Genomic DNA, 25,005 nt, shown 5'->3' on the forward strand with positions numbered 1-25,005 from the left:
ATTTTTTTGTCCGTGTTTTTTGCGCATGCCACAGGCACAAAAAAAGGTACGACCCGTGAGGGGCGTACCTTTTTTAATCGAGGCTAAATCAGGCGAGAGCTTTGGAAGCCAGCCAGAACAGCCCCGCAGACAGTGCGATGGTGGCCGGTAAGGTCAGCACCCACGCCATCAGGATCGTTTTGATCGTACTGCTTTGCAGGCCGCTCTTGTTGGCGACCATGGTGCCTGCAACACCCGACGACAGGATGTGTGTCGTCGATACGGGCAGGGCGAAGATGTTGGCCAGACCAATGGCAAAGGTCGTTGTGATCTGGGCTGCCATGCCTTGTGCATAGGTCATGCCTTGCTTGCCGATCTTCTCGCCGATGGTTTTTACCACGCGTTTCCAGCCAACCATGGTGCCCAGCCCCAGAGCCAGGGCAACCGCCAGAATCACCCAGAACGGCGCGTATTCAGTGGTGGCGGTCAGGTCTTTGCGCAGTTTTTCGAGGTCCGCTTTTTCTCGGGCATCAAGTGCTGGCAATTTGCTGACTTTCTTCGCCGTGTCGTCCAGGCAAAGCAGGTAGCGACGGATCTCGATGCGCTTTTCAGCCGGGATCGAGTGGTAGTCCGCTACACCTTTAAGCGAGCTGAGCAGTGCCGCGATGGTCGGCTCGGTTTGCTGCGGGTTGCAGCTGAACTGATCCGGCAAGTCATCTTTTACGCTTTTGCCCAGCGCCAGGAACTCGCTCAGGGAGGCGTTGTTACGCTGATAGAACTGGCTCAGGTGCAGGGTTGCATCACGAGTCCGTTCGATCTGGTAAGTGGTGCTGTTGAGGTCCAGAACGAACGCACTTGGCACGATGCCGATCAGAACCAGCATGATCAGGCCGATGCCTTTCTGGCCATCGTTGGAGCCGTGAACGAAACTCACGGTCATGGCCGAGATCACCAGAACCAGACGGTTCCAGAACGGCGGGTGTTTTTTGTCGTCCAGTTTGCGGCGTTGCTCCGGCGTCTTGTGCATCTTGGAGTCAGGACGCCACCACTTCAGGCCAACCAGCAACAGCCCCGCAATCACGAAGCCGGCAATAGGCGAGAATATCAGCGAGGCGCCAATATCAATGGCCTTCTGCCAGTTAACGCCGTCGCTCACCGGAATTCCGTTGATCAGGGCATTGGCCAGTCCGACACCGAGGATAGAGCCGATCAGGGTGTGGGAGCTCGACGCGGGAATCCCGAAATACCAAGTACCCAGGTTCCAGGTGATGGCAGCAGCAAGCAGCGAGAACACCATGGCCAGGCCATGTCCGGTGTTTACATTGACCAGAAGCTCTACCGGTAGCAGGTGGACGATGGCATATGCCACACCGACCCCGCCCAGCAGAACGCCGAGAAAATTGAACACACCGGAAAAGAACACCGCCAGATGAGGCGGCATGGCTTTGGTGTAGATGACTGTTGCTACCGCATTCGCGGTGTCATGAAAGCCGTTTATGAACTCAAACGCGAGAACAAAGGCTAGGGCGAAGAAGAGGCTGATAAGAACCCAGGCGTCCAATCCGCTTAATAGATCGATCATGAAGGTTTTCTGACACGGTCATAAAGGGGGCCGGATTATGCCAGAAAACCCCGGTAATCGATGCACTAGCTGTCCGCTGGTAACATCTAAAAACGAAAAAACCTGCAGGCCGTATTCATTGTGCAGAGTCTGTATGCCTTCCCAAGCCGCTGATATCAAAGGCTATGGGTCTTCTTGCAAGCTCATGCCCGGCCTCAGAAAGGTTCCCGCCCGAAGGATGAAATTTCTTGAATCAAGCTCGCCAACGAGGGCAGTTCCAGCTTTAGCGTCACAAACGACCGCTTCCGTTCGCGCAAATGGCGAATCAGCAGAGGGGGGCAGTGGAGCGCTGTTAGCCGATTTCAGCGCACAGGTTCACGGCTCCTCAGGCTTGAGTTCTTGTTCAATTTTCTGGATTTCTTGAGTGAACGCCTGATCAAGCAAGCTGGCACGTTTGCGCCAGGGTTTACGTTCAGGCTCTGGCTGAGCCGCGTAAGTAGTCACTTCGCCGCCGTAAACTTCCTTGTAACGTTGCTCCTGACGCTCAAGTTCTGCGCGCAGTTCATCTTTCGTCACAGTATTACCTAATTAGTAGAGATTAAGTCTGGTGAACCATCGTGCATGAGAGGGCGATTAATTTAACGTATGAGTTCGCCTGCGGTAATGCCTTGTAAGCAAGGCTCAGGCTAAACAAGCCGCTCTTTGCACGCCGCCACGTCATCAACTAAAAATGTACGTCGCACGGTTAAGTGTTCACCCCCTGATGAGGACAACACGCGGTGCACTTAAATGTTAGCCCGCAGGTACTTATTAAATTCAACCTGAAGGTTGGATCCAATACTCAAAGACGCTTGATCCTGTGCACTCAATTACTTACGGATCACATTGGTCCAAGTAAGGTCACTACTATCGCCCAATAACTTCTGGCACGTCAACTTCCAGATGACCGGCGTGTTACAGAGACTAAAGGATTAATTAGACGAGTTGCTGGCCCTGTCTATTAGTGTGGAGAACCGCGCAGTTGTCACATCAAGTTATTCAATTGCGGGGGCGGGTTAAATCAGCAGGCTTTTAAAACAGACAATTTCTATCAGTGTCGAGCGGTTAGCCCGCAGATCCTGGAAGGGGCGGTCTTTGAATGGGCGGCGGGCGGTTCGTGTGGATTAACTACGCTGATTGGGGATTATCATTTGTATGTAAATGAGCAGTTGCTTGCGACGCGGTCATGTCAGAGGCGTGGCGGAGCGATTGCGATTATCGGCCGGCAGTTCGATAATCGCCCCTTGTACGTGCGCCAGGCGTGTTCAACAGCCCGGGCCGGCCGTTTAATAACAATAAATAGTTGAAGCAGGGGATAGAGGATGAATGATCTATTGCGCAATGCCGCTACCTGTATCGCGCCGCCGATCGTGGCGTCGCCCGCCAAGCGCATTCAGGCGTTTACCGGTGATCCCGACTTTATGGCGTCATTGGCCCGGGGGCTGGCGGTGGTCCAGGCGTTTCAGGAGCGCAAGCGGCACCTGACCATTGCACAGATCAGCCATCGCACCGAGATTCCGCGAGCCGCAGTTCGCCGTTGCTTATACACGCTTATCAAGCTTGGCTATGCCACCACTGACGGCCGCACTTATTCGTTGTTGCCCAAAGTACTGACACTCGGTCATGCCTACCTCTCATCGACCCCGCTGGCGGTATCGGCCCAGCCATATCTGGACCGTATGAGCGAGCAGTTGCATGAGGCGTGCAACATGGCGACCCTGGAGGGCGACGACATCCTGTACATCGCCCGTTCGGCAACCACTCAGCGTTTGATCTCGGTTGATCTTTCCGTGGGCGGACGTTTGCCGGCGTACTGCACTTCCATGGGCCGCATCCTGCTGGCGGCACTGGATGATGTGACGCTGCACGAATACCTGGCCCATGGTGAGTTTCAGGCCAAGACCAGCCGCACCGTGCACACGCCCGAAGCGTTGCTTGAGTGTTTGCAGAAGGTGCGCGAACAAGGCTGGTGCGTGGTTGATCAAGAGCTGGAGCAAGGCCTGCGTTCAATAGCCGTGCCGGTCTATGACGCTTCCGGGCAGGTACTGGCAGCCTTAAACGTCAGTACCCATGCCGCAAGAGTGACACGCACCGAGCTGGAGCAGCGTTTTCTGCCGATTATGCTCAGCTCCAGCCGCGAATTGAGTGCTCAATTATTCAGCTGATGCGAGCGCGGTAGCACTAAGTGTTCGATAAACGCCCAGTTAAGCGTTTATCGAATTGCGTGTCAGCGGTGGCCTGATTACTGTCCCGTGAGCGTCCTGGCGTCTGCTCGCAAGCGCATGCAGGACCCCGCCCAATATAATAATGAAGAGACTCAACGCCATGCATATCCCTGCCTGTGTGCCCTGGAAGCGGCCAGCCCCAGTCTGCACAAGACCTGTTTGAGATTCCTTTTTACGTTTTTTTTGTGAGCCACCGGTCCTTGGCCGGCTTTCGTTCGCCTGCGTTTTACCCGGAATAAAAATAATGAATTCGCCGCAGTCTGCTGTAGGAAACTGCCTTGATGTGCAGTCCTTTATCAATGCCCAGCCGCTCTCCCGCTACCAATGGCGGGTAGTCATCCTGTGTTTTCTGATCGTCTTCCTCGATGGGCTGGACACTGCAGCCATGGGCTTTATTGCCCCGGCCTTGTCACAGGACTGGGGAATCGACCGCGCCAGTCTGGGCCCGGTCATGAGTGCCGCGCTGATAGGTATGGTGTTTGGAGCCCTGGGTTCAGGGCCGTTGGCTGACCGTTTCGGGCGCAAAGTGGTGCTGGTGTCCGCGGTGCTGGTTTTTGGCGGGTTCAGCCTGGCCTCGGCCTGGAGCACGAGCGTCGATCAACTGTTGGTCTTGCGCTTTTTAACCGGTCTGGGTTTGGGCGCCGGGATGCCGAACGCCACGACCTTGCTGTCCGAGTACACGCCGGAACGCCACAAGTCGTTGCTGGTGACCAGTATGTTCTGCGGTTTCAACCTGGGCATGGCCGGTGGCGGCTTTATCTCCGCCAAATTGATCCCTATGTATGGCTGGCACAGCCTGCTGTTGATCGGCGGGGTCTTGCCCTTGCTGCTGACACTGATCCTGGTGGTGTGGCTACCGGAATCTGCGCGCTTTCTGGTGGTCCGCAATCGAAGTGTCGAGCTGATCCGTAAAACCCTGGCACCCATTGCGCCGGGGCTGGTCGCCCGGGCCTCCAGCTTCAGCGTCCCCGAGCAGAAGACCGTCAAGGCGCGCAACGTGTTCGCCGTCATCTTTTCCGGGACTTACAGCACCGGCACCCTGTTGCTGTGGCTCACCTATTTTATGGGCCTGGTGATCGTTTATCTGCTGACCAGTTGGTTGCCGACCCTGATGCGTGACAGCGGGGCCAGCATGGAGCAAGCCGCTTTTATTGGCGCACTGTTCCAGTTCGGCGGGGTGTTGAGTGCTGTAGGTGTGGGCTGGACGATGGACCGATTCAATCCGCACAAGGTGATCGGTACTTTTTACCTGCTGGCCGGGGTGTTTGCCTACGCCGTAGGGCAGAGCCTGGGCAACATCACGATTCTGGCCACCCTGGTACTGGTAGCCGGCATGTGCGTAAACGGTGCGCAATCGGCGATGCCATCGCTGGCGGCCCGCTTCTACCCGACTCAAGGCCGGGCTACGGGGGTTTCGTGGATGCTGGGCATCGGTCGGTTTGGCGCCATTCTGGGGGCCTGGATGGGCGCAACCCTGCTGGGGCTGGGCTGGAACTTTGAACAAGTACTGACGGCGCTGGTGATTCCGGCAGCACTGGCAACCACCGCCGTGCTGATCAAAGGCATGGTCAGTCATGCCGACGCGACCTGATCTCCAACGGATTAGCCAGCAAGCTAACTATGTGTTCGATTAGCGAACACATAGTCGATTATCGGATTGTTTGGCCAGACCCGGCAGCTTAATCTGCGGGTATTCGGTGTTGTTCCAGTGCGCCTGTTCTTTATTCAAGTGGCCAACAAAAAACGGGAGCGACTCCTCATGGCAGACAGTATTGGCCAGGGCAAGAAAGACCTGGCCAATGCCGATGTGGCTGGGGCTTGCGGCCTTGCACCCGGGTATTACCCGTGAACAAGTGATTGCCGCCACCGGCTGGGCCATTCGCTTTGCCGATAACGTAGTACTTACACCTGCACCGACCGAGGTTGAACTTGGTGCGTTGCGTGATCTGGAAGCCCGTACAGCACGGGCCCATGGCCAAGTTCCGGGAGAAGCCTGATGCGTGAAGTTTTTATCTGCGATGCCATTCGTACCCCTATCGGCCGTTTTGGTGGAGGCCTGGCAACCGTTCGTGCCGATGACCTGGCGGCAGCCCCGATTCGGGCCCTGATCGAACGTAACCCCGGGGTGAACTGGAATGAAGTTGACGAGGTGTTTTTCGGTTGCGCCAACCAGGCCGGCGAAGACAACCGCAACGTGGCACGAATGGCCGCTCTGCTGGCCGGGCTGCCGGAAACCATTCCGGGCGTGACCCTCAACCGGCTATGTGCCTCGGGCATGGATGCCATCGGTACGGCTTTTCGGGCAATTGCCAGTGGCGAGATGGAGCTGGCGATCGCTGGCGGTGTTGAGTCGATGTCCCGTGCGCCATTTGTAATGGGCAAGGCCGACGCTGCCTTCTCGCGCACTATGAAACTTGAAGACACCACCATCGGCTGGCGCTTTATCAACCCGCTGATGAAAGCTCAGTACGGTGTCGACGCGATGCCGCAAACCGCTGATAACGTCGCTGATGACTACCAGATCTCGCGTGCCGATCAGGACGCTTTCGCCCTGCGTAGCCAGCAACGCACAGCTGCGGCCCAGGCTGCCGGCTACTTTGCTGAAGAGATCGTGCCGGTGCGTGTTGCGCATAAAAAGGGTGAAACCATCGTTGAGCACGATGAGCATCCACGCGCCGATACCACCCTTGAAACCTTGAGCAAGCTCAAGCCGGTCAATGGTCCGGACAAAACCGTGACTGCCGGTAATGCTTCAGGGGTGAACGATGGCGCCGCGGCACTGATTCTGGCCTCGGCTGATGCCGTCAAACGTCACGGGCTGACCGCCCGTGCCCGGGTGTTGGGCATGGCCAGCGCCGCAGTGGCACCGCGGGTGATGGGTATCGGTCCGGTGCCTGCAGTGCGCAAGCTGGTGGAACGTCTGGGCCTGGCGGTCAGCGATTTTGACGTGATTGAGCTCAATGAAGCCTTCGCCAGCCAAGGCCTGGCGGTACTGCGTGAGCTAGGGCTGGCGGACGATGCGCCCCAGGTCAATCCCAATGGCGGAGCGATTGCCCTGGGCCATCCGTTGGGCATGAGCGGTGCGCGGATTGTGCTGACCGCTTTGCATCAGCTGGAAAAAACCGGTGGCAAAAAAGGCCTCGCCACCATGTGTGTAGGGGTCGGACAAGGCCTCGCACTGGCCATCGAGCGGGTTTGATATCAGGCATAAAGCCATGAGCCGCACGACTGCCTTAGTCGTTCGGCTTATTGTGGTTGCGGCGCTAGGTGTTGCAAGGTATGTCTAACTGCAACTAAACCTGATGAGTATATAAAACATGACAACAGAAACTCACTACACGGGAGAAGAGCGTAGAAAAAGGATTTTTGCGATTGTCGGTGCCTCTTCCGGCAACCTGGTCGAATGGTTCGACTTCTACGTGTACGCTTTTTGTGCAATCTACTTTGCCCCGGCTTTTTTCCCTTCCGATGACCCGACCGTGCAGTTGCTCAACACTGCCGGTGTGTTTGCGGCAGGCTTTTTGATGCGTCCTATCGGTGGCTGGCTGTTTGGCCGGGTCGCCGACAAGCACGGGCGCAAGAACTCGATGATGATATCGGTGATGATGATGTGCGCCGGTTCATTGGTCATCGCCTTCCTGCCGACCTACGCCTCGATTGGTGCATGGGCTCCGGCGCTGCTATTGGTCGCGCGACTGTTCCAGGGGCTTTCGGTGGGGGGTGAATACGGCACCACCGCGACCTATATGAGTGAGGTAGCACTCAAGGGCCAGCGCGGTTTCTTTGCTTCGTTCCAGTACGTGACCTTGATCGGCGGGCAGCTGCTGGCAGTACTGGTGGTGGTGATTCTTCAGCAGTTCCTGTCAGAAGACGAACTGCGTGCCTGGGGCTGGCGCGTGCCTTTTGTTATCGGTGCGATTGCTGCGGTGATTTCGTTGTTGTTGCGTCGCACCCTCAAAGAAACCACCAGTGCCGAAACCCGTGAAGACAAGGATGCAGGCAGCATCACGGCGTTGTTCCGCAATCACACAGGGGCGTTTATAACCGTGCTGGGTTACACCGCCGGTGGCTCGCTGATTTTCTATACCTTTACCACTTATATGCAGAAGTACCTGGTGAACACGGCAGGTATGCATGCCAAAACCGCCAGTTACATCATGACCGGCGCACTCTTCCTCTATATGTGCATGCAGCCGGTATTCGGCATGCTGGCTGACAGGATTGGCCGCCGCCAGTCAATGCTCTGGTTCGGTGCCTTGGGTACGCTGTGCACTGTGCCGATTCTGTTGACCCTGAAAACAGTCACCAGCCCGTTTTTGGCCTTTGTGCTGATTACCCTGGCGCTGGCAATTGTCAGTTTTTACACCTCGATCAGCGGGCTGGTTAAAGCCGAGATGTTCCCGCCGCAGGTTCGGGCGCTGGGTGTCGGGCTGGCGTATGCCGTGGCCAATGCAATTTTTGGTGGATCGGCGGAGTACGTGGCATTGGGGCTCAAGTCCATGGGTATGGAAAACACCTTTTACTGGTATGTGACGGTCATGATGGCGATCGCCTTCCTGTTCAGTTTCCGCCTGCCCAAACAGCCCAAGTACCTGCACCACGATCTGTGATGTGCCGCGCGCGCCCATAACCGGCGCGCGCCTTCAAAGGAAGGCTTATGAGTGACCGAGGGAGCAATCAACTGTTCGATGCCTACTTCACGGCCAAGTCCATGGGTGAGGTGTTTTCTGATCATGGCCGGGTGCAGGCCATGCTCGACTTTGAAGCGGCGCTGGCCCGGGCGCAGGCGCGGGTCGGCCTGATCCCTCAGGCAGCCGTTGCGCCGATTGACGGGGCGTGTCGCGCTGAGCTGTATGACTTTGAGGCGTTGGGCCAGGCGATTGCCAGCGCCGGCAACTCGGCGATTCCATTGGTCAAGGCACTGGGCAAACAGATTGCACAGGCGGCTCCCGAGGCTGAGCGCTATGTGCATTTGGGGGCAACCAGCCAGGATGTGATGGACAGTGGCCTGGTGCTGCAATTGCGCTCAGCCCTGGACTTGATTGAGCAGGATCTGGCGCAATTGGGGTCAGTGCTCGCGCAACAGGCTTTGCGGTATGCGACTACGCCTCTGGCGGGACGAACCTGGTTGCAGCAGGCGACTCCGGTCACCCTCGGCATGAAAATCGCTGGCTGGCTGGGGGCGGTTACTCGCAGCCGTCAGCGCCTTAAGGAATTAAAGCCACGCTTGCTGTGCCTGCAATTTGGCGGCGCTTCTGGAACGTTGGCGGCCCTGGGCGATCAGGCCATGCCGGTGGCGCAAGCCTTGGCCCATGAGCTGGGGCTGAGCCTGCCCGATCAACCGTGGCACACCCAACGTGATCGTCTGGTGGAGTTTGCTGCGGTGCTGGGTTTGATCGCAGGCAGCCTCGGTAAGGTGGGGCGTGATCTCAGCTTGCTGATGCAGACCGAAGCCGGGGAGGTGTTTGAGCCCGCGGCACCGGGCAAGGGTGGCTCTTCGACCATGCCGCACAAGCGCAACCCGGTGGGGGCTGCAGTGTTGATCAGTGCTGCTACACGGGTTCCGGGCTTGCTGAGCACCCTGTTCAGCGCCATGCCCCAGGAGCACGAACGCAGCCTGGGCTTGTGGCACGCCGAGTGGGAAACCCTGCCCGAGATTTGCTGTTTGGTCTCGGGGGCACTGGTGCAGGCGTTGAATATTGCCCAGGGACTGGAAGTGGATGCCGAGCGCATGCTGCACAACCTTGACCTGACCCATGGGCTGGTGCTGGCCGAAGCGGTCAGTATCGTGCTGGCACAGAGGGTAGGGCGTGAAACCGCGCACCATCTGCTGGAGCAATGCTGCAAGCGTGCGGTGGCCGAGCAGCGTCATCTGCGCTCAGTGCTGGACGATGAGCCTCAAATAAGCGCGCAGTTGAGCGCACAAGAGCTGGATCGCTTGCTCGATCCGGCTAATTACCTCGGCCAGGCGGTGACATGGGTGGAGCGTGCCCGGGCTGAACATTTTGCATTGACGCCATAAAAGGAGAAGTTCGTGGGACGTATACAAGAAGGTGAACTGAACTACCGGCTTGACGGCCCGCAAGGCGCGCCGGTGCTGGTTCTATCTAACTCGCTGGGCACCGACCTGGGGATGTGGGACGCGCAAATACCAGCGTTTACCGAGCATTTTCAGGTGCTGCGTTATGACACCCGTGGTCATGGCCAATCACTGGTGAGCGAGGCCCCTTACAGTATTGAGCAACTGGGGCATGACGTACTGGCGCTGCTGGATACGCTGAATATCGAGCGTGCTCACTTTTGCGGGTTGTCGATGGGCGGGTTGATCGGGCAGTGGCTGGGCATCCATGCCGGCGGGCGGCTGAACAAGCTGGTGGTGTGCAACACCGCGGCCAAAATTGGCGAAGCGGCGATGTGGAACCCGCGCATCGAAATGGTACTGCGCGACGGCCCCGCGGCGATGGCCGGGCTGCGCGATGCCTCGATTGCCCGCTGGTTCACCGAGGATTACGCCCAGGCACATCCCGAGCAGGTCAAGCGCATCACCGATATGCTGGCCGCGACCTCACCCCAGGGCTACGCCGCCAACTGCGCGGCGGTACGCGATGCTGATTTTCGTGATCAGTTGGGTGCTATCAAGGTGCCGTTGCTGATCATTGCCGGAACTGAGGACGCCGTAACGCCGCCTTCCGGCAGCCACTATATTCAGGAGCACGTACCGGGCGCCCAGTACGCCGAGTTCTATGCCGCGCACCTGTCCAGCGTGCAGGCGGGTGATGCCTTTAGCCAAAGGGTGCTGGCCTTCCTGTTAAACGATTAAGGAGCTGTTTTGTGGACGAGAAACAACGTTATGCCGAAGGCTTGAGCGTGCGCCGTGAAGTGCTGGGAGATGCCCATGTCGATCGCAGCCTCAATGCCCTGACCGAGTTCAATAGCGAATTTCAGGAAATGATTACCCGCCACGCCTGGGGTGATATCTGGACCCGCCCCGGCCTGTCGCGGCATACCCGCAGTCTGATCACCATTGCGATGTTGATCGGCATGAACCGCAGTGAAGAGCTCAAATTGCATTTGCGTGCGGCCGCCAGTAACGGCGTGACCCGTGCCGAGATCAAGGAAGTGCTGATGCAGAGCGCGATTTATTGCGGCATCCCGGCAGCCAATGCCACGTTCCATCTGGCGGAGTCGGTATGGGACGAGTTGGGGGTTGAGTCGCGGCAATAACGCCGCCTTCCTGCATTTCTGCAGGAGCGAGCTTTTAACAGCTCGCGAGCAAGCTCGCTCCTACAGGGTCAGCGCTGCTCTGAAACAACAAACCCGCCAAAAGGCGGGTTTGTTGTTTAACCAGGGTGCATCAGGCCTTTGGTGGCTGATCCGAAACAGGCCGGTTTTGCCCGGTCTGTTCAAACCAGCCGCCACCCAGCGCCTTGTACAGCGTGACTTCACTGGTCAGCTGTGACAGGCGGTCGGTGATCAACGATTGCTGCGCGCTGAACAATGAGCGCTGGGCATCGAGGAAGGTCAGGTTGCTGTCGATGCCAATCCGATAACGGCGTTCTGCTAACCGGTAGTAATCCTGGTTGGCGTTCACGAAGTCGGTTTGTGCCTGCAACTGCTGGTTGTAGGTCTGACGCGCTGCCAGGCCGTCAGAGACTTCCTGGAATGCTGTCTGGATAGTTTTTTCGTACTGGGAAACGGTAATTTCTTTCTGGATTTTCGAGTAGTCCAGGCTGGCGCGCAAAGACCCTGCGTTAAAGATCGGCAGGTTGATTTGCGGCGAGAACAGCCAAGTACCCGAACCGCCTTTGAACAGACCCGACAGGTCAGGGCTCAAGGTCCCGGCATTGGCCGTGAGGCTGATGCTCGGGAAGAACGCTGCCCGCGCCGCGCCGATGTTGGCGTTGGCGGCCAACAGCTTGTGTTCGGCTTCGAGGATGTCCGGACGACGCTGCAGCAGGTCGGATGGCAGGCCGGCCGGCACTTCGGTCAACAGATCAGCTGCCAGTGGCTGGCTGGCTGGCAAGTTGTCCGGGATGGTAGTGCCGAGCAGCAGTGCGAGGCTGTTCTGATCCTGAGCGACCTGGCGGGTGTAGCGCGCCAGTTGCACCCGGGCATTCTCGACCGAGGTGCGCGACTGACTGACATCCAGTGCCGAGGCGACCCCGACTTCATTGCTGCGCAAGGTGAGCTTGTAGCTCTGATCGAACGCTTTGAGGGTGTCTTCGGTCAGCTTCAGCAGCTCTTTGTCAGCCTGCCAGGTCAAGTAGGCATTGGCGACACTGGCCACCAGACTGATCTGGGTAGTGCGTCGGGCTTCTTCGGTTGCAAAGTAGTTCTGCAGTGCCTGATCGCTCAGGCTGCGCACCCGGCCAAACAGGTCCAGTTCGTACGCGCTGACCCCAAGGGTCGCCGAGTATTGGCTGGTGATGCCCGATTCACCGGTTTGCGACATGCGCGCCGGGGTACGTTGACGGCTGCCGCTGCCATTGGCGGTCACCGCCGGGAACAGGTCGGCACGCTGGATACGGTACTGCGCGGCATACGCGTCGATGTTCAGCGCAGCGACCCGAAGGTCGCGGTTGTTGATCAACGCCGTTTGAATCAGTTGCTGCAGGGCCGGGTCATGGAAAAACTGACGCCAGCCTTGTTCTGCAGCGGCCTGATTGGCCGCCTCGTTTGGCGAGTAGGCCGGGCCCTGCGGGTATTGCGCTGCTACCGGCGCCTCAGGGCGCTGGTAGTCCGGGATCAGCGAGCACCCGCCCAGGGTAAATGCAGCGACAGCGAGGGCTAGAAGGGACTTGCTCATTGGCCAGCCTCGTTGTTTGGAGTTTTAGTCAGGTCCACTTTCTTCTCGGAATCTTTCTTGTTGCCAAAGGACGATACGGCGACAAAGAACAGCGGCACCCAGAACACGGCCAGTACCGTGGCGGTGATCATGCCACCGATTACGCCTGTACCAATAGCGTGCTGACTGCCCGAGCCTGCGCCCGTGGAGATGGCCAGCGGAATCACACCCAGGACAAACGCCAGCGAGGTCATGATGATCGGACGCAGACGCATGCGGCAGGCCTCAATGGCGGCCTCGGTCAGCGTTCGTCCCTGTTCATGCAGTTCCTTGGCAAACTCGACGATCAGAATGGCGTTTTTCGATGCCAGACCGATGGTCGTTAGCAAGCCTACCTGGAAGTACACGTCGTTGGACAACCCCCGCAGACTGGTAGCCATAAGCGCACCGATAATCCCCAACGGAACAACCAGCATGACCGCAATCGGGATCGACCAGCTTTCATACAGGGCTGCAAGGCACAGGAATACCATCAGCAAGGAAATTGCGTACAAGGCAGGTGCTTGCGAACCCGACAGACGTTCCTCGTAAGACAGACCCGTCCAGGAAATACCTACACCGGGCGGCAGCTTCTTGGCCAGGGCTTCGACTTCGGCCATGGCTTGACCGCTACTGTAGCCAGGGGCCGGAGCACCGAGTATTTCCATCGCTTCTACGCCGTTGTAACGCGACAGCTTGGGCGGACCATAGATCCATTTGCCTTTGGCGAATGCCGAGAACGGCACCATGGTTCCCTGGGCGTTGCGTACGTACCACTTCTTCAAGTCTTCAGGGTTCATCCGCGAGTCAGCCTCACCTTGCAGATAAACCTTCTTCACCCGACCGTGGTCGATGAAGTCGTTGACGTAGCTTGCGCCCAGTCCGATGGACAGGGTGTTGTTGACGTCCGACAGGTCTACGCCGAGCGTGCGAACTGCTTCATCGTCAATTTCCAGCTGATACTGCGGCTCATCGTTCAAGCCGTTTGGACGCACGCCTGCCAGTATCTTGCTTTGCGAAGCCATGCCCAGGAACTGGTTACGGGCCTCCATCAGCTTGTCGTGACCGATACCGGAGCGGTCTTGCAGGTAAACGTCAAAACCGGTGGCGTTACCCAGCTCCATTACTGCCGGCGGAGCGAAAGCAAAAACCATGGCATCGCGGAAGGTCGAGAAGTGCTTTTGAGCCCGTGCTGCCAGCGCAAATACGCTGTTGTCGGCATCACGCTCGCCCCAGGGCTTAAGCATGATGAACGCCAGACCGGAACTCTGACCACGACCGGCGAAGTTAAAGCCGTTTACGGTAAACACCGAAGACACGGCCGCCGACTCATCGGTCAACAGGTACTCGCGCATCCTGTCGATCACTTGCTGAGTGCGTTCAGCGGTGGTGCCTGCCGGGGTTTGTACCTGTGCAAACAGTACGCCCTGATCTTCTTCCGGGAGGAAGGAGGTAGGAATACGGGTAAACAGGAACACCATCCCGACTACGATCAGTACGTAGGCCAGCAGGTACGGCGCTTTGTGGCGCAGGATGCTGCCGACACCTTTTTCATAGCGTTTGACGCCACTGTCGAACGTGCGGTTGAACCAGCCGAAGAACCCGCGCTTGTTCTCGCCGTGATCACCCTTTTTCACTGGCTTGAGCATGGTGGCGCACAAGGCCGGGGTGAAGATCAAGGCAACCAGTACCGACAGGGCCATCGCCGAAACAATGGTGATCGAGAACTGTTTGTAAATCACGCCGGTAGAACCGCTGAAGAAAGCCATTGGCAGCAGTACCGCCGACAGCACCAGGGCGATACCGACCAGAGCACCCTGGATCTGCTCCATGGACTTTTTGGTGGCTTCCTTGGGGGGCAGACCTTCTTCGGTCATGACCCTCTCGACGTTTTCCACCACCACAATCGCATCGTCCACCAGCAACCCGATGGCCAGCACCATGCCGAACATGGTCAGGGTGTTAATGCTGAAGCCTGCAGCGGCCAGAATCCCGAAAGTACCGAGCAATACCACCGGCACGGTCATCGTGGTGATGATGGTGGCGCGGAAGTTTTGCAGGAACAGGAACATCACCAGGAACACCAGTACGACAGCTTCGACCAGAGTTTCGAGAACCCCTTCGATCGATGCGGAAACCACCGGAGTGGTGTCATACGGGTAAACGACTTTCATGCCCGGCGGAAAGAAGGGCTCCAGGTCGCTGATGGTGGCGTGCAGAGCCTTGGCTGTATCCAGAGCGTTTGAGCCCGGTGCCAGCTTGATCGCCAGACCCGAGGACGGTTTGCCGTTGTACTGGGCGCTGATGCTGTAGTTCTCGCCACCCAGGGCGACTTCGGCTACATCGCTCAGGCGTACCTGAGAGCCGTCGGTGTTGACCTTGAGCAAGATCTTTTTGAACTGCTCGGCGTTCTGCAGACGGGTTTTACCGATGATGGTAGCGTTCAGCTCCTGACCCTTGACGGCAGGCAGGCCGCCCAGTTGCCCGGAGGACACCTGTACGTTCTGCGCGCTGATGGCCGCTTTAACGTCCACCGGAGTCAGGTTGTATTTGTTCAGCTTGGCCGGGTCCAGCCAGATACGCATGGCGTACTGGGCACCGAACACCTGGAAGTCGCCCACACCTTCGGTACGGGAGATCGGGTCCTGCATGTTGGAGACGATGTAGTTCGACAAATCGTCCTTGTTCATGCTGCCGTCTTCAGACACCACGCCGATTACCATCAGGAAGTTTTTCACTGCCTTGGTTACACGGATGCCTTGCTGCTGTACTTCTTGAGGCAGCAGTGGCGTTGCCAGGTTGAGCTTGTTCTGTACCTGAACCTGAGCGGTGTCAGGGTCGGTGCCTTGCTCGAACGTGGCCGTGATGGTCATGCTGCCGTCGGAGTTACTTTCCGAAGCTACATAACGCAGGTGGTCAATCCCGTTGAGTTGCTGCTCGATCACCTGAACCACGGTGTCCTGCACGGTTTGCGCCGAAGCGCCCGGGTAGGTCACAGAGATCGAAATGGCCGGAGGCGCGATGCTCGGGTATTGGTTGATCGGTAGTTTGAGGATCGATAGAGCCCCGACCAGCATGATCACCAAGGCAATTACCCAAGCGAAAATCGGACGGTCGATAAAAAATTTCGACATGGTTTACTCCCCTTTACTGCCTGCAGCTTTTTCTGTTGCCGGGGCAGATGCCGGGGTTTCGCCTTGTGGTTTTTCCATGATTTTCACTTCAGCACCAGGCTTGATGAATTGCAGCCCGTCGACGATCAGGCGATCACCTGCGTTCAGGCCTTTTTCTACCAGCCAGTCACTGCCCACGGTGCGGGAAGCTTGCAGCACTCGCAGTTCCACTTTGTTGTCCGGTCCAACGATCAAAGCCGTCGGTTGACCCTTGAGGTTGTGGGTCACGCCGATTTGAGGGGCCAGAATTGCATCGCTGTTGATACCGGCTTCCAGTTGCGCGTGCACAAACATGCCCGGCAACAGAGTGTCATCAGGGTTCGGGAACACGGCGCGCAGGGTCACGGAACCGGTGGTCTCATCGACCGATACTTCGGTGAATTCAAGACGACCTTCTTGCTGGTATTCACTGCCGTCCGGAAGTGTCAGCTTGACCTTGGCGGCATTTTCACCGGCCTTCTTCAAGCGGCCACTGGCCAGATCACGGCGCAGCTCGAGCATTTCGACCGAGGACTGAGTCACGTCAACATAGATCGGGTCCAGTTGGGTGATTACGGCCAAAGCGTCAGCCTGGCCACTGGTTACCAGTGCTCCTTCAGTAAACAGCGAGCGACCGATTCGGCCGGTCAGAGGCGCCAGGACCTTGGTGTAGCGCAGGTTGACCTGAGCGGTATTCAAGGTTGCTTCAGCTTCGAGGCGGGCGGACTCGGCGTTGTCGTATTCCTGACGGCTTACGGCTTGCTCTGCGACCAGTTGCTTGTAGCGGTCAGCCAGTGATTTTGCTGACTGCAACGTGGCCTTGGCGCTCAGTACGTTGCTTTCGTAGATCGAAGGGTCGATCTGATACAACTGCTGGCCGACTTTAACGTCGCTGCCTTCTTTGAACAGGCGCTTGAGAATGATTCCGTTCACCTGTGGGCGAACTTCTGCCGAGCGATAGGACGTGGTGCGGCCTGGCAGGTCAGTGGTTAAGGTAAAGGGTTGGGTTTTCAGCGTCACGACGCCGACCTGAGGGATTTGCGGGGCAGGTGCCGCCTCTTCCTTTTTACATCCGCTGAGCAGCGAAGCTAGGGCGATGGCAGCAACCAGAGCGGTAACAGCTGGCTTGAATTGCATGAAAATCCTCGGGTCAGGCACGCGAAAGCGCACAAGAATAGTGGAAGGGTAAAGAAAGCTGTTCCGGGTGGATAAGTAGCTTGCTAAGGAATATACTTACATTCGTGTATGTTTGTAAATAGCAGGGGCGTGTCGCAACAGGCGTCGCAAAGCCCTTTTCTACGTATGAAGTAGTCCGGGATAAGGCAGAACAAACGCCACCCGATATCGGTTTGGACGAGTGACCGCAATTGTCCGGACCCTCCTGATTGAGGTTTGTATTGCCATGGTGCGTCGTACCAAAGAAGAAGCTCAGGAAACCCGGAGCAATATCCTTGAAGCTGCCGAGCAGGCCTTTTATGAACGGGGCGTTGCGCGCACTACGCTGGCTGATATTGCAGCGCTGGCGGGCGTGACCCGGGGCGCGATTTACTGGCATTTCAGCAACAAGGCCGAGCTGGTACAGGCCATGCTGGACAGCTTGCATGAACCTCTGGAGGAGCTGGCCAAAGCCAGTGAAAGCCAGGACGAACTTGATCCGCTCGGGTGCACGCGCAAGCTGTTGATTCATTTGTTTCGCCAAGTTGCCATCGATCCAAAAACCCGGCGTATCAATGAGATTTTGTTTCATAAATGCGAGTTCACTGACGAGATGTGTGATTTGCGTCGTCAACGCCAGGTGGCGAGCGTCGATTGTAACAGTCGAATCGAGCTCGCCCTGAGTAATGCCATTCATCGCGAGCAACTCCCGAAAAACCTTGATGCCCGCCGTGCAGCTATCTGTCTGCATGCCTATATCGACGGTATTCTCGGTCAATGGCTGCTGGTTCCCGACAGTTTCGAGCTTCACAAGGAGGCTGAGTCCTGGGTCGACATCGGTATCGAGATGCTGAGTCTGAGCCCGGGTTTACGCAACTAAGGGCAAATTCGTGATGAGTCTAGTCGCATCGAACGATAAGGCGAGGGAAGATTCACCTCAGCTGTGCGTGGGCCTTCGAGAAGCCTTTATATACGTCTAGGGCGAGGCTTTAAAGGTAGCGAGCTAAGTATTTTGTAGGCCAATTGTTAAGCACGCTGGCGATACTGCTTTATGTCGGCTAATAAGCTGCCTGTCATTTATTTCAAGGCAGGTGCTGCCTGTAATTATTTCTGCGGATGTATCACTCATCCCTAGAGTTCGCGTTCCAGCATCCCCTACACTCGGGCAACGCTCAGGCTTCAGGCTTGAGCAGCCAACATCGCAGAGCGGGCGTCTGTCAGCATGTTTGCGCGCTCTGACTCAAGCAAACCCGCTGCGACCGGGCTGTGTACGTCGTGGCAAATTCGAGGAGCAAAATGTGAACAAGATTTACTCGAGTGCTGAATCCGCTTTGCAGGGGCTGGTCGAAGACGGCATGACCCTGGCCGTGGGTGGTTTTGGGTTGTGCGGTATCCCCGAGGCCCTGATCGCGGCCTTGCGTGACACGGGCAAACGCGAGCTGACGGTGATCAGCAACAATGCAGGCGTGGACGGGTTCGGGCTTGGTCAACTATTGACGACTCGTCAGATCCGAAAAATGATTTCTTCTTATGTTGGCGAGAACAAAGAGTTTGAACGCCAGTACCTGGCCGGCGAGCTTGAGCTGGAGTTTACGCCCCAGGGGACGCTGGCAGAAAAACTGCGTGCAGGCGGCGCGGGGATTCCAGCGTTTTACACCAAGACCGGTTACGGCACCCTGGTGGCAGAAGGCAAGGAAACACGTGAGTTCGATGGCGAATGGTATGTGATGGAGCGTTCATTACGCGCCGACGTAGCCCTGGTTAAAGCCTGGAAGGCCGATAAGTCCGGCAATCTGTTATTCAATAAAACCGCGCGCAATTTCAACCCACTGGCAGCAATGGCGGCCAAGGTCTGCGTGGTTGAAGTAGAAGAAATCGTCGAAATAGGCGAGATCGAACCTGATCAGGTTCATTTGCCCGGGATTTACGTACAGCGTCTGGTACTTAACGCCACCCCGGAAAAACGCATCGAACAACGCACTGTGCGGAGCGCCTGAACATGGCCTGGACTCGTGAAGAAATGGCGCATCGCGCCGCCCAAGAATTGCAGGACGGTTTTTACGTCAATCTTGGTATCGGTTTGCCGACTTTGGTAGCCAACTATATCCCCGAAGGTATGGACGTCTGGCTGCAAAGTGAAAACGGCCTGTTGGGTATTGGCCCTTTTCCTGGCGAAGACGAAGTGGATGCGGACCTGATCAACGCTGGCAAACAAACCATTACCACCTTGCCCGGCAGCAGTTTTTTCAATAGCGCCGACTCGTTCGCGATGATCCGCGGCGGGCACATCAACTTGTCGATTCTGGGAGCGATGCAGGTCTCCGAGAAGGGCGATCTGGCTAACTGGATGATCCCGGGCAAGATGGTGAAAGGCATGGGCGGTGCCATGGACCTGGTCGCTGGAGTCAAACGTGTGGTGGTGCTGATGGAGCACACCGCCAAGGGCGGGACTCACAAGTTGCTCAAACAGTGCGATCTGCCGCTCACAGGCGTGGGCGTGGTTGACCGGATCATTACCGATCTGGCCGTGCTCGATGTCACCGATCAAGGGCTAAAGCTGGTTGAACTGGCTTCAGGCGTCACGCTGGAACAACTCAAAGAGGCGACCGGCTGCGCAATTAACGGCTAACCAGCTATCTGAGGGTGGGTTGCGGCCGTATCGCCAGCAAGCCTGCTCCCACACTGTAGCTGTCCTGCACATACGCACTGATACCTCACTCATTCCCTGTGGGGGCCGGCTTGCCAGCGATACAGGCGACGCGATGGATCAGGCCTGTCGCCCAAAACACAAAAAAGCCCCGGCTCGCAGGAGACGGGGCTTTTTGCTGCAGCGTGAATCAGCGTTCCAGATCTTTGATCTTGCCTTTCACACCATCAAACTCTTCCGCGTCCGGCAGAGCGTCTTTCTTCTCAGTGATGTTTGGCCAGATTTCAGCCAGCTCAACATTCAACTGAATGAACTCTTGCATGTCCGCTGGCACTTCATCTTCAGAGAAGATGGCTTGCGCCGGGCATTCAGGCTCACAAAGCGCGCAGTCGATGCACTCATCCGGGTGAATCACCAGGAAGTTCGGGCCTTCGTAAAAGCAGTCCACCGGACAGACTTCTACGCAGTCGGTGTACTTGCACTTGATGCAGTTGTCGGTGACGACGAAGGTCATTTCTAATTTTCTCCTCAGGCGGCGGCAGCGAAGCCCTTCCAGGACGGGTTCGCCGGGTTCGGGAGTGATATCTACAGACCAGGCTAAAAGGCCAGTAGCATCCCGAACCGCGCGCGATTCTATCAGCTTGAAAGCATCAGCGTTAGATGCGTGTTTTTAATGTGTAGAGCAAATCAAGTGCTTTACGCGGCGTCATGTTGTCCAGATCGAGTTTGGATAGGTCGTCCAGCACCGGATGAGGCAGGCTGGCAAACATGTCGCTTTGCTGTGGCGGCGATTTTTTACCGGGCGTCGGACGGGGCGCTTCATGGGGCAGGCTGGTTGTCTCCAGACGGCTCAAGTGCTCGCGGGCACGTGTGATTACCTGAGGGGGCACGCCGGCCAGCTGGGCTACCGCCAGGCCATAGCTCTGGCTCGCCGGACCTGGCAGGACGTGATGCAGGAACACGATTCGCTCATTGTGCTCGGTTGCGCTCAAGTGCACGTTAGCCACCAGCGGCTCATTTTCGGGCAATACGGTCAGCTCGAAATAGTGAGTGGCAAACAAGGTGTACGCGCGCAACTGGGCGAGACGTTCTGCCGCAGCCCAGGCCAGAGAAAGACCGTCGAAAGTACTGGTGCCGCGTCCCACTTCATCCATCAGCACCAGGCTGCGTTCGGTGGCGTTATGCAAGATGTTGGCGGTTTCACTCATTTCAACCATGAAGGTCGAACGCCCGCCCGCCAGGTCATCGCTGGAGCCGATCCGGGTGAAGATCCGGTCCACCAGCGACAGCTCGCAACTGGCAGCAGGTACGAAACTGCCGATGTGTGCCAGTAAGACGATCAGTGCGGTCTGGCGCATGTAAGTAGATTTACCGCCCATGTTAGGACCGGTAATAACCAGCATGCGGGTGTTGTCATCCAGTGCCAGGTCGTTGGCTACAAACGGTGTAGTCAACACTTGCTCGACCACCGGATGACGCCCCTGGCTGATGCGCATGCACGGCTCATCGACAAAGCGCGGGCAGTTCAGGTCGAGGTTCAGCGCGCGTTCGGCCAGGTTGCTCAGTACATCCAGTTCGGCCAGCGCCGCGGCGGTGTCTTGCAGCGGCGGCAGCTCGCCGATCAGGGTTTCGAGCAGTGCTTCGTAGAGCATTTTCTCGCGGGCCAGTGCACGGCTTTTCGCAGACAGGGCTTTATCTTCGAAGGCTTTAAGTTCCGGGGTAATAAAGCGCTCGGCACCTTTTAATGTCTGGCGGCGGATGTAATCAGCCGGGGCTTGCTCGGCCTGCTTGCTTGGCAGCTCGATAAAGTAGCCATGCACCCGGTTGTAACCGACCTTCAAATTGGCCAGGCCGGTCCGGGCTTTTTCACGGGCTTCCAGATCAATCAGAAATTGTCCGGCGTTCTCGCTCAGTGATTGCAGCTCGTCCAGCTCTGCGTCGTAACCGGTTTTCAACACTCCACCGTCGCGGATCACCGCAGGCGGGTTGTCGTTAATCGCTTTTTCCAGCAAGGCGGCCAGCTCGGGATAAGTACCGGTGCTGATGGCCAGTTGCTGCAAATGCGGCGCTTCGAGCCCGAGCATTGCGTCTTGCAGTTCGGGCAGGGCGCTCAAGGCATCGCGCAATCGCGCCAGATCTCGCGGGCGTGCATTGCGCAGGCCGATACGGGCCAGGATGCGTTCCAGATCGCCAATTTCTTTAAGCTGCGGCTGCAGTTTTTCGAACCGGTAGCCATCCAGTACGCAGGTAATCGACGACTGGCGGGCCAGCAGCACAGGCAAGTCGCGCAGCGGACGGTTCAGCCAGCGGGTCAGCAAGCGGCTGCCCATTGATGTCTGGCAGCGGTCTACTACCGACTGCAACGTATTGTCGCGGCCACCGGCCAGGTTGGTGTCCAGCTCCAGGTTGCGTCGACTGGCACCGTCAAGCACCACGGTATCGTCTAGGCGTTCATGGCGCAGGCTGCGTAAATGGGGCAGGGCGGTACGCTGGGTTTCCTTGGCGTAGCTGAGCAAGCAACCGGCGGCACCGATGGCCAGGGTCAGGTTCTCGCAACCAAAGCCTTTAAGGTCCTGGGTCGAGAACTGTTGGCACAGGCTTTTCAGGGCCGAGTCGCGTTCAAAGTCCCACGGAGCGCGGCGCCGAACGCCACGGCGTTTTTCGGCCGGCAGGCCTTGTGGCCAGTCGTCCGGGATCATCAATTCAACCGGGTTTATACGCTCAAGCTCGGCCAGCAGGTTTTCCCAGCCTTTGATTTCCAGCACCGAGAAATTGCCGCTGGTGATGTCCAGCACCGCCAGGCCAAACAAGCGCTCGTCGCCCAGCACTGCTGCAATCAGATTGTCACGACGCTCATCCAGCAGCGCCTCATCGCTGACCGTACCTGGTGTGATGATGCGCACTACCTGACGGTCAACCGGGCCTTTGCTGGTTGCCGGGTCGCCAACCTGCTCGCAAATCACCACCGACTCGCCGAGCTTAACCAGCTTGGCCAGGTACCCTTCGGCCGCATGATAGGGAATCCCGCACATCGGGATCGCCTGCCCGGCAGACTGCCCTCGCGCCGTGAGCGTGATATCCAGCAACTTGGCGGCTTTCTTCGCGTCTTCATAGAAGATCTCGTAGAAGTCGCCCATGCGATAGAACATCAACTGATCAGGGTGCTGGTTTTTCAGGCGCCAGTACTGCTGCATCATCGGCGTGTGGCTGGAGAGGTCCGAGGTGTTTTTACTCATGAGGGGCTTTGGCGGATTCGTTTTAAAAGTTGGGAAAGGCAGGCGCGCAGCCTGAGGTTTCATAATGGGCGCAAGGTTAACATGTCAGCCGCCCGTATCTACAGGGGCGCTCCGGCCTGCTATTAATAGAAGAAATTGCGTTTGCCATCTCTAAACTGCACCAGCACTATTCCCGCCATGCCTAAACGAACTGTTTCAACTGTCCTCAAAGAACTGCTTGTTCATCACCGGATCAGCGCCATGGCGCTGCACCGCAGCACCGGTGTGCCGCAGTCCACGCTGTCGCGAATTTTGAGCGGCAAGATTGTCGATCCCTCTGATCGGCACATCTCCAGAATTGCTGAATACTTTCACATCAGCACAGACCGGTTGCGCGGTCGGGACGATAGCCATCTGCTTTCACCGACCGAACCCGAGCAGCTGCACCCCGAGTTGCACGATATCTGCCTGTGGGATGACGACACCCCTGTGGCGGAGGACGAGGTATCCATTGCGTTCTTGCGTCAGGTTGAACTGGCGGCAGGCACGGGGCGATTTTCCATTGAGGAGAGCGAGCGTGCCAGGCTGCGTTTTGGCAAGCGCAGCCTGCGCCACAACGGTGTGGAGTTCGACCAGGCGAAGTGCGTGACAGTGCGCGGGGACAGTATGCTGCCGGTGTTGCGCGATGGTGCAACCGTTGGCGTCAATGCGGGCAAGCGCACGATCGAGGAGGTCATCGACGGTGACCTATATGCGATCAATCACAACGGGCAACTGCGGGTAAAGCAGCTCTATCGTTTGGCGGGCGGAATTCGCTTGCGCAGCTTTAATCGTGATGAGTACCCGGATGAGGACTACGGCTACAGTGAGCTGGAGGACGAGCAACTGGTGATTCTCGGCCATGTGTTCTGGTGGGGGATGTACGCCCGGTAGTGCTGATTATCAGAAACAGCCCACGTAACAGTGGGTTTTTTTTTGCTTTTTATCAGACTGTTCCTACAGCTTTTGTCCTGAACGCAGGCTTGTGAAGAAGTACTGAAAAATATATGCATTGATGCATTGACTGTATATCCATACATGCATAGTCTTTGCTTTATGGCGGTCCTCAAGCGCAGGGAGGCGACGTTACCGATAGCGCCCGCTTTACAGCCCAGGCCAAAAATGGGCGCTTATCAATAAGGATTCAGGAGTGATGACATGATGAATGAACCGCAAGTGTTGCTGGAGATGCCGGTTTTTCTGGTCATCCTTCTCGCCTTGGTGGGCGGCGTCTTTGGTGAAATGTGGCGAGCCGACAAAGACGGCGCCAGCGGGTGGTTGCTGGTCCGGCGGCTGGCACTGCGCTCGGGGGCGTGCATGGTGTGCGGGGTCTCGACTTTTATGCTGCTGTACGCGGCAGGCATGTCCATTCTGGCGGCGGGGGCTTTTGGTTGCCTGACGGCTTTGGCCGGAGCGGATGCGGCCATCAGTCTGTACCAGCGCTGGGCTGCAAAGCGGCTTGGAGTCGATGGTTCTGCTGCTGACTCTCGGATAGAGCCGTAAGAAAAGTCTTTTCTTGTGCGGGATGTTAGTCGCGACTGATCGGTCGTCTTGCAACACCTGTCTGCTCGTGTAGGTTATGGCGCTCACAGACTCCAACGGGAGAGAACCATGGACCCAATATCTCAACTCGCGGCTGAACTTGGGCACCAGTTACAGACTCTGAACGCTCAAGTAACGACTGCTGAATCCTGTACCGGCGGTGGTATTGCCGAAGCCATCACCCGAATCGCCGGCAGTTCCGCCTGGTTTGAGGCGGGTTTTGTCACGTATTCCAATCAGCAAAAAACCAGACAGCTAAATGTTCCGCCAGCTTTGTTTACCCAGGTAGGTGCTGTCAGCCGCGAGGTAGTCGAGGCTATGGTGCGTGGGGCGCAAGCGCAAAGTTCTGCCCGGTTTGCCGTAGCGGTAAGTGGTGTGGCCGGGCCGGGGGGCGGTTCTGTCGACAAGCCGGTTGGCACCGTGTGGCTGGCCTGGGGGGTTGGCAGCGAGGTATCGACCGAGCGCAGGCACTTTCCCGGTGATCGTGATGAAGTCCGTCGGCAAACAGTGATCGCGGCTCTGGAAGGCCTAATACGCCGAACGGTACGAGAAATAAAAAATCAGGGGTAGGCGATCGTTTATCGCTGTGGAATAATACTGGCTACTTATACAGTTATCGGCCGTCAG

20 protein-coding genes and 1 pseudogene are annotated in these 25,005 nt (G+C 57.4%); 14 read left to right on the top strand and 7 right to left on the bottom strand.

Going from position 1 to position 25,005, the window contains the following annotated elements; translation table 11 throughout:
* Nucleotides 1–88: 88 nt before the first annotated feature.
* On the bottom strand, nucleotides 89–1,561 hold the full coding sequence (locus ACP7BO_RS03025; RefSeq protein WP_060690934.1) for an inorganic phosphate transporter: 1,473 nt from the start codon (nucleotides 1,559–1,561) through the stop codon (nucleotides 89–91).
* 354 nt (nucleotides 1,562–1,915) lie between these two features.
* Complete coding sequence (locus ACP7BO_RS03030) at nucleotides 1,916–2,116, bottom strand: hypothetical protein (protein WP_426208550.1); 201 nt, start codon at nucleotides 2,114–2,116, stop codon at nucleotides 1,916–1,918.
* A 785-nt stretch (nucleotides 2,117–2,901) separates the two neighbouring features.
* On the opposite strand from ACP7BO_RS03030, the gene pcaR reads away from it, so the two are divergent.
* The 8 genes and pseudogenes from pcaR to pcaC all read left to right on the top strand — a co-directional run bounded on the left by pcaR (nucleotide 2,902) and on the right by pcaC (nucleotide 11,028).
* On the top strand, nucleotides 2,902–3,744 hold the full coding sequence (gene pcaR, locus ACP7BO_RS03035; protein ID WP_073508884.1) for a pca regulon transcriptional regulator PcaR: 843 nt from the start codon (nucleotides 2,902–2,904) through the stop codon (nucleotides 3,742–3,744).
* A gap of 304 nt (nucleotides 3,745–4,048) precedes the next feature.
* Nucleotides 4,049–5,395 carry an MFS transporter gene (locus ACP7BO_RS03040; protein ID WP_426208552.1) on the top strand — a complete coding sequence of 449 codons (1,347 nt, stop codon included), beginning with the start codon at nucleotides 4,049–4,051 and terminating at the stop codon, nucleotides 5,393–5,395.
* A 226-nt stretch (nucleotides 5,396–5,621) separates the two neighbouring features.
* Nucleotides 5,622–5,801: pseudogene (locus ACP7BO_RS03045) on the top strand (CoA-transferase subunit beta); the annotation flags it as partial.
* On the top strand, nucleotides 5,798–7,003 hold the full coding sequence (pcaF, locus tag ACP7BO_RS03050) for a 3-oxoadipyl-CoA thiolase (RefSeq protein WP_426208913.1): 1,206 nt from the start codon (nucleotides 5,798–5,800) through the stop codon (nucleotides 7,001–7,003). The pseudogene ACP7BO_RS03045 and the gene pcaF, both read left to right, overlap by 4 nt.
* A gap of 118 nt (nucleotides 7,004–7,121) precedes the next feature.
* Nucleotides 7,122–8,414 carry an MFS family transporter gene (locus ACP7BO_RS03055; RefSeq protein WP_426208554.1) on the top strand — a complete coding sequence of 431 codons (1,293 nt, stop codon included), beginning with the start codon at nucleotides 7,122–7,124 and terminating at the stop codon, nucleotides 8,412–8,414.
* A gap of 47 nt (nucleotides 8,415–8,461) precedes the next feature.
* Nucleotides 8,462–9,826 carry a 3-carboxy-cis,cis-muconate cycloisomerase gene (locus ACP7BO_RS03060; protein ID WP_426208555.1) on the top strand — a complete coding sequence of 455 codons (1,365 nt, stop codon included), beginning with the start codon at nucleotides 8,462–8,464 and terminating at the stop codon, nucleotides 9,824–9,826.
* Between the two features lie 12 nt (nucleotides 9,827–9,838).
* Nucleotides 9,839–10,624: a 3-oxoadipate enol-lactonase gene (gene pcaD, locus ACP7BO_RS03065; protein WP_426208557.1), complete on the top strand. Its 786-nt coding sequence runs from the start codon at nucleotides 9,839–9,841 to the stop codon at nucleotides 10,622–10,624.
* Nucleotides 10,625–10,635: 11 nt separating this feature from the next.
* Nucleotides 10,636–11,028, top strand: a complete 393-nt coding sequence (gene pcaC, locus ACP7BO_RS03070; protein ID WP_397455899.1) for a 4-carboxymuconolactone decarboxylase — start codon at nucleotides 10,636–10,638, stop codon at nucleotides 11,026–11,028.
* Nucleotides 11,029–11,158: 130 nt separating this feature from the next.
* Here the strand turns inward: pcaC and ACP7BO_RS03075 are convergent, their stop codons facing one another.
* From ACP7BO_RS03075 to ACP7BO_RS03085, 3 genes are read right to left on the bottom strand one after another with little or no spacing between them, the layout of a single operon-like run.
* Entirely contained in the window at nucleotides 11,159–12,610 is a 1,452-nt protein-coding gene (locus ACP7BO_RS03075; RefSeq protein ID WP_426208560.1) for an AdeC/AdeK/OprM family multidrug efflux complex outer membrane factor, read from the bottom strand.
* Nucleotides 12,607–15,762 carry an efflux RND transporter permease subunit gene (locus tag ACP7BO_RS03080; RefSeq protein ID WP_060690945.1) on the bottom strand — a complete coding sequence of 1,052 codons (3,156 nt, stop codon included), beginning with the start codon at nucleotides 15,760–15,762 and terminating at the stop codon, nucleotides 12,607–12,609. The genes ACP7BO_RS03075 and ACP7BO_RS03080 overlap by 4 nt, the downstream gene beginning before the upstream one ends.
* Before the next feature lie 3 nt (nucleotides 15,763–15,765).
* Nucleotides 15,766–16,917 carry an efflux RND transporter periplasmic adaptor subunit gene (locus tag ACP7BO_RS03085; RefSeq protein ID WP_060690946.1) on the bottom strand — a complete coding sequence of 384 codons (1,152 nt, stop codon included), beginning with the start codon at nucleotides 16,915–16,917 and terminating at the stop codon, nucleotides 15,766–15,768.
* 265 nt (nucleotides 16,918–17,182) lie between these two features.
* Here ACP7BO_RS03085 and ACP7BO_RS03090 point away from each other — a divergent pair, with 265 nt between their 5' ends.
* The 3 genes from ACP7BO_RS03090 (at nucleotide 17,183) to ACP7BO_RS03100 (ending at nucleotide 19,564) form a co-directional block, all read left to right on the top strand.
* Nucleotides 17,183–17,815 (top strand): TetR family transcriptional regulator, encoded by a 633-nt coding sequence (locus ACP7BO_RS03090; RefSeq protein WP_060690947.1) that lies wholly within the window; start codon nucleotides 17,183–17,185, stop codon nucleotides 17,813–17,815.
* A gap of 418 nt (nucleotides 17,816–18,233) precedes the next feature.
* On the top strand, nucleotides 18,234–18,932 hold the full coding sequence (locus tag ACP7BO_RS03095; protein ID WP_060696848.1) for a CoA transferase subunit A: 699 nt from the start codon (nucleotides 18,234–18,236) through the stop codon (nucleotides 18,930–18,932).
* Nucleotides 18,933–18,934: 2 nt separating this feature from the next.
* Nucleotides 18,935–19,564, top strand: a complete 630-nt coding sequence (locus tag ACP7BO_RS03100) for a CoA transferase subunit B (protein WP_003443048.1) — start codon at nucleotides 18,935–18,937, stop codon at nucleotides 19,562–19,564.
* Nucleotides 19,565–19,772: 208 nt separating this feature from the next.
* Here ACP7BO_RS03100 and fdxA read toward each other — a convergent pair whose 3' ends face one another.
* Together fdxA and mutS are read right to left on the bottom strand one after the other, a co-directional pair.
* Nucleotides 19,773–20,096: a ferredoxin FdxA gene (fdxA, locus tag ACP7BO_RS03105; RefSeq protein ID WP_003443045.1), complete on the bottom strand. Its 324-nt coding sequence runs from the start codon at nucleotides 20,094–20,096 to the stop codon at nucleotides 19,773–19,775.
* A 142-nt stretch (nucleotides 20,097–20,238) separates the two neighbouring features.
* Nucleotides 20,239–22,818 carry a DNA mismatch repair protein MutS gene (mutS, locus tag ACP7BO_RS03110; protein WP_426208564.1) on the bottom strand — a complete coding sequence of 860 codons (2,580 nt, stop codon included), beginning with the start codon at nucleotides 22,816–22,818 and terminating at the stop codon, nucleotides 20,239–20,241.
* Nucleotides 22,819–22,995: 177 nt separating this feature from the next.
* Between mutS and ACP7BO_RS03115 the strand changes: the two genes are divergently transcribed.
* From ACP7BO_RS03115 to ACP7BO_RS03125, 3 genes are all read left to right on the top strand, one after another.
* Nucleotides 22,996–23,730: a LexA family transcriptional regulator gene (locus ACP7BO_RS03115; RefSeq protein WP_426208566.1), complete on the top strand. Its 735-nt coding sequence runs from the start codon at nucleotides 22,996–22,998 to the stop codon at nucleotides 23,728–23,730.
* A gap of 264 nt (nucleotides 23,731–23,994) precedes the next feature.
* A complete protein-coding gene (locus ACP7BO_RS03120; RefSeq protein WP_397455905.1) occupies nucleotides 23,995–24,339 on the top strand; it encodes a phage holin family protein in 345 nt (114 codons plus the stop codon).
* A gap of 108 nt (nucleotides 24,340–24,447) precedes the next feature.
* A complete protein-coding gene (locus tag ACP7BO_RS03125) occupies nucleotides 24,448–24,948 on the top strand; it encodes a CinA family protein (RefSeq protein ID WP_397455906.1) in 501 nt (166 codons plus the stop codon).
* The last annotated feature ends 57 nt before the right edge of the window (nucleotides 24,949–25,005 follow it).

Origin of the sequence: Pseudomonas sp. TWR2-1-1, assembly GCF_049897045.1 — a bacterium.
Classification (GTDB): domain Bacteria; phylum Pseudomonadota; class Gammaproteobacteria; order Pseudomonadales; family Pseudomonadaceae; genus Aquipseudomonas; species Aquipseudomonas versuta.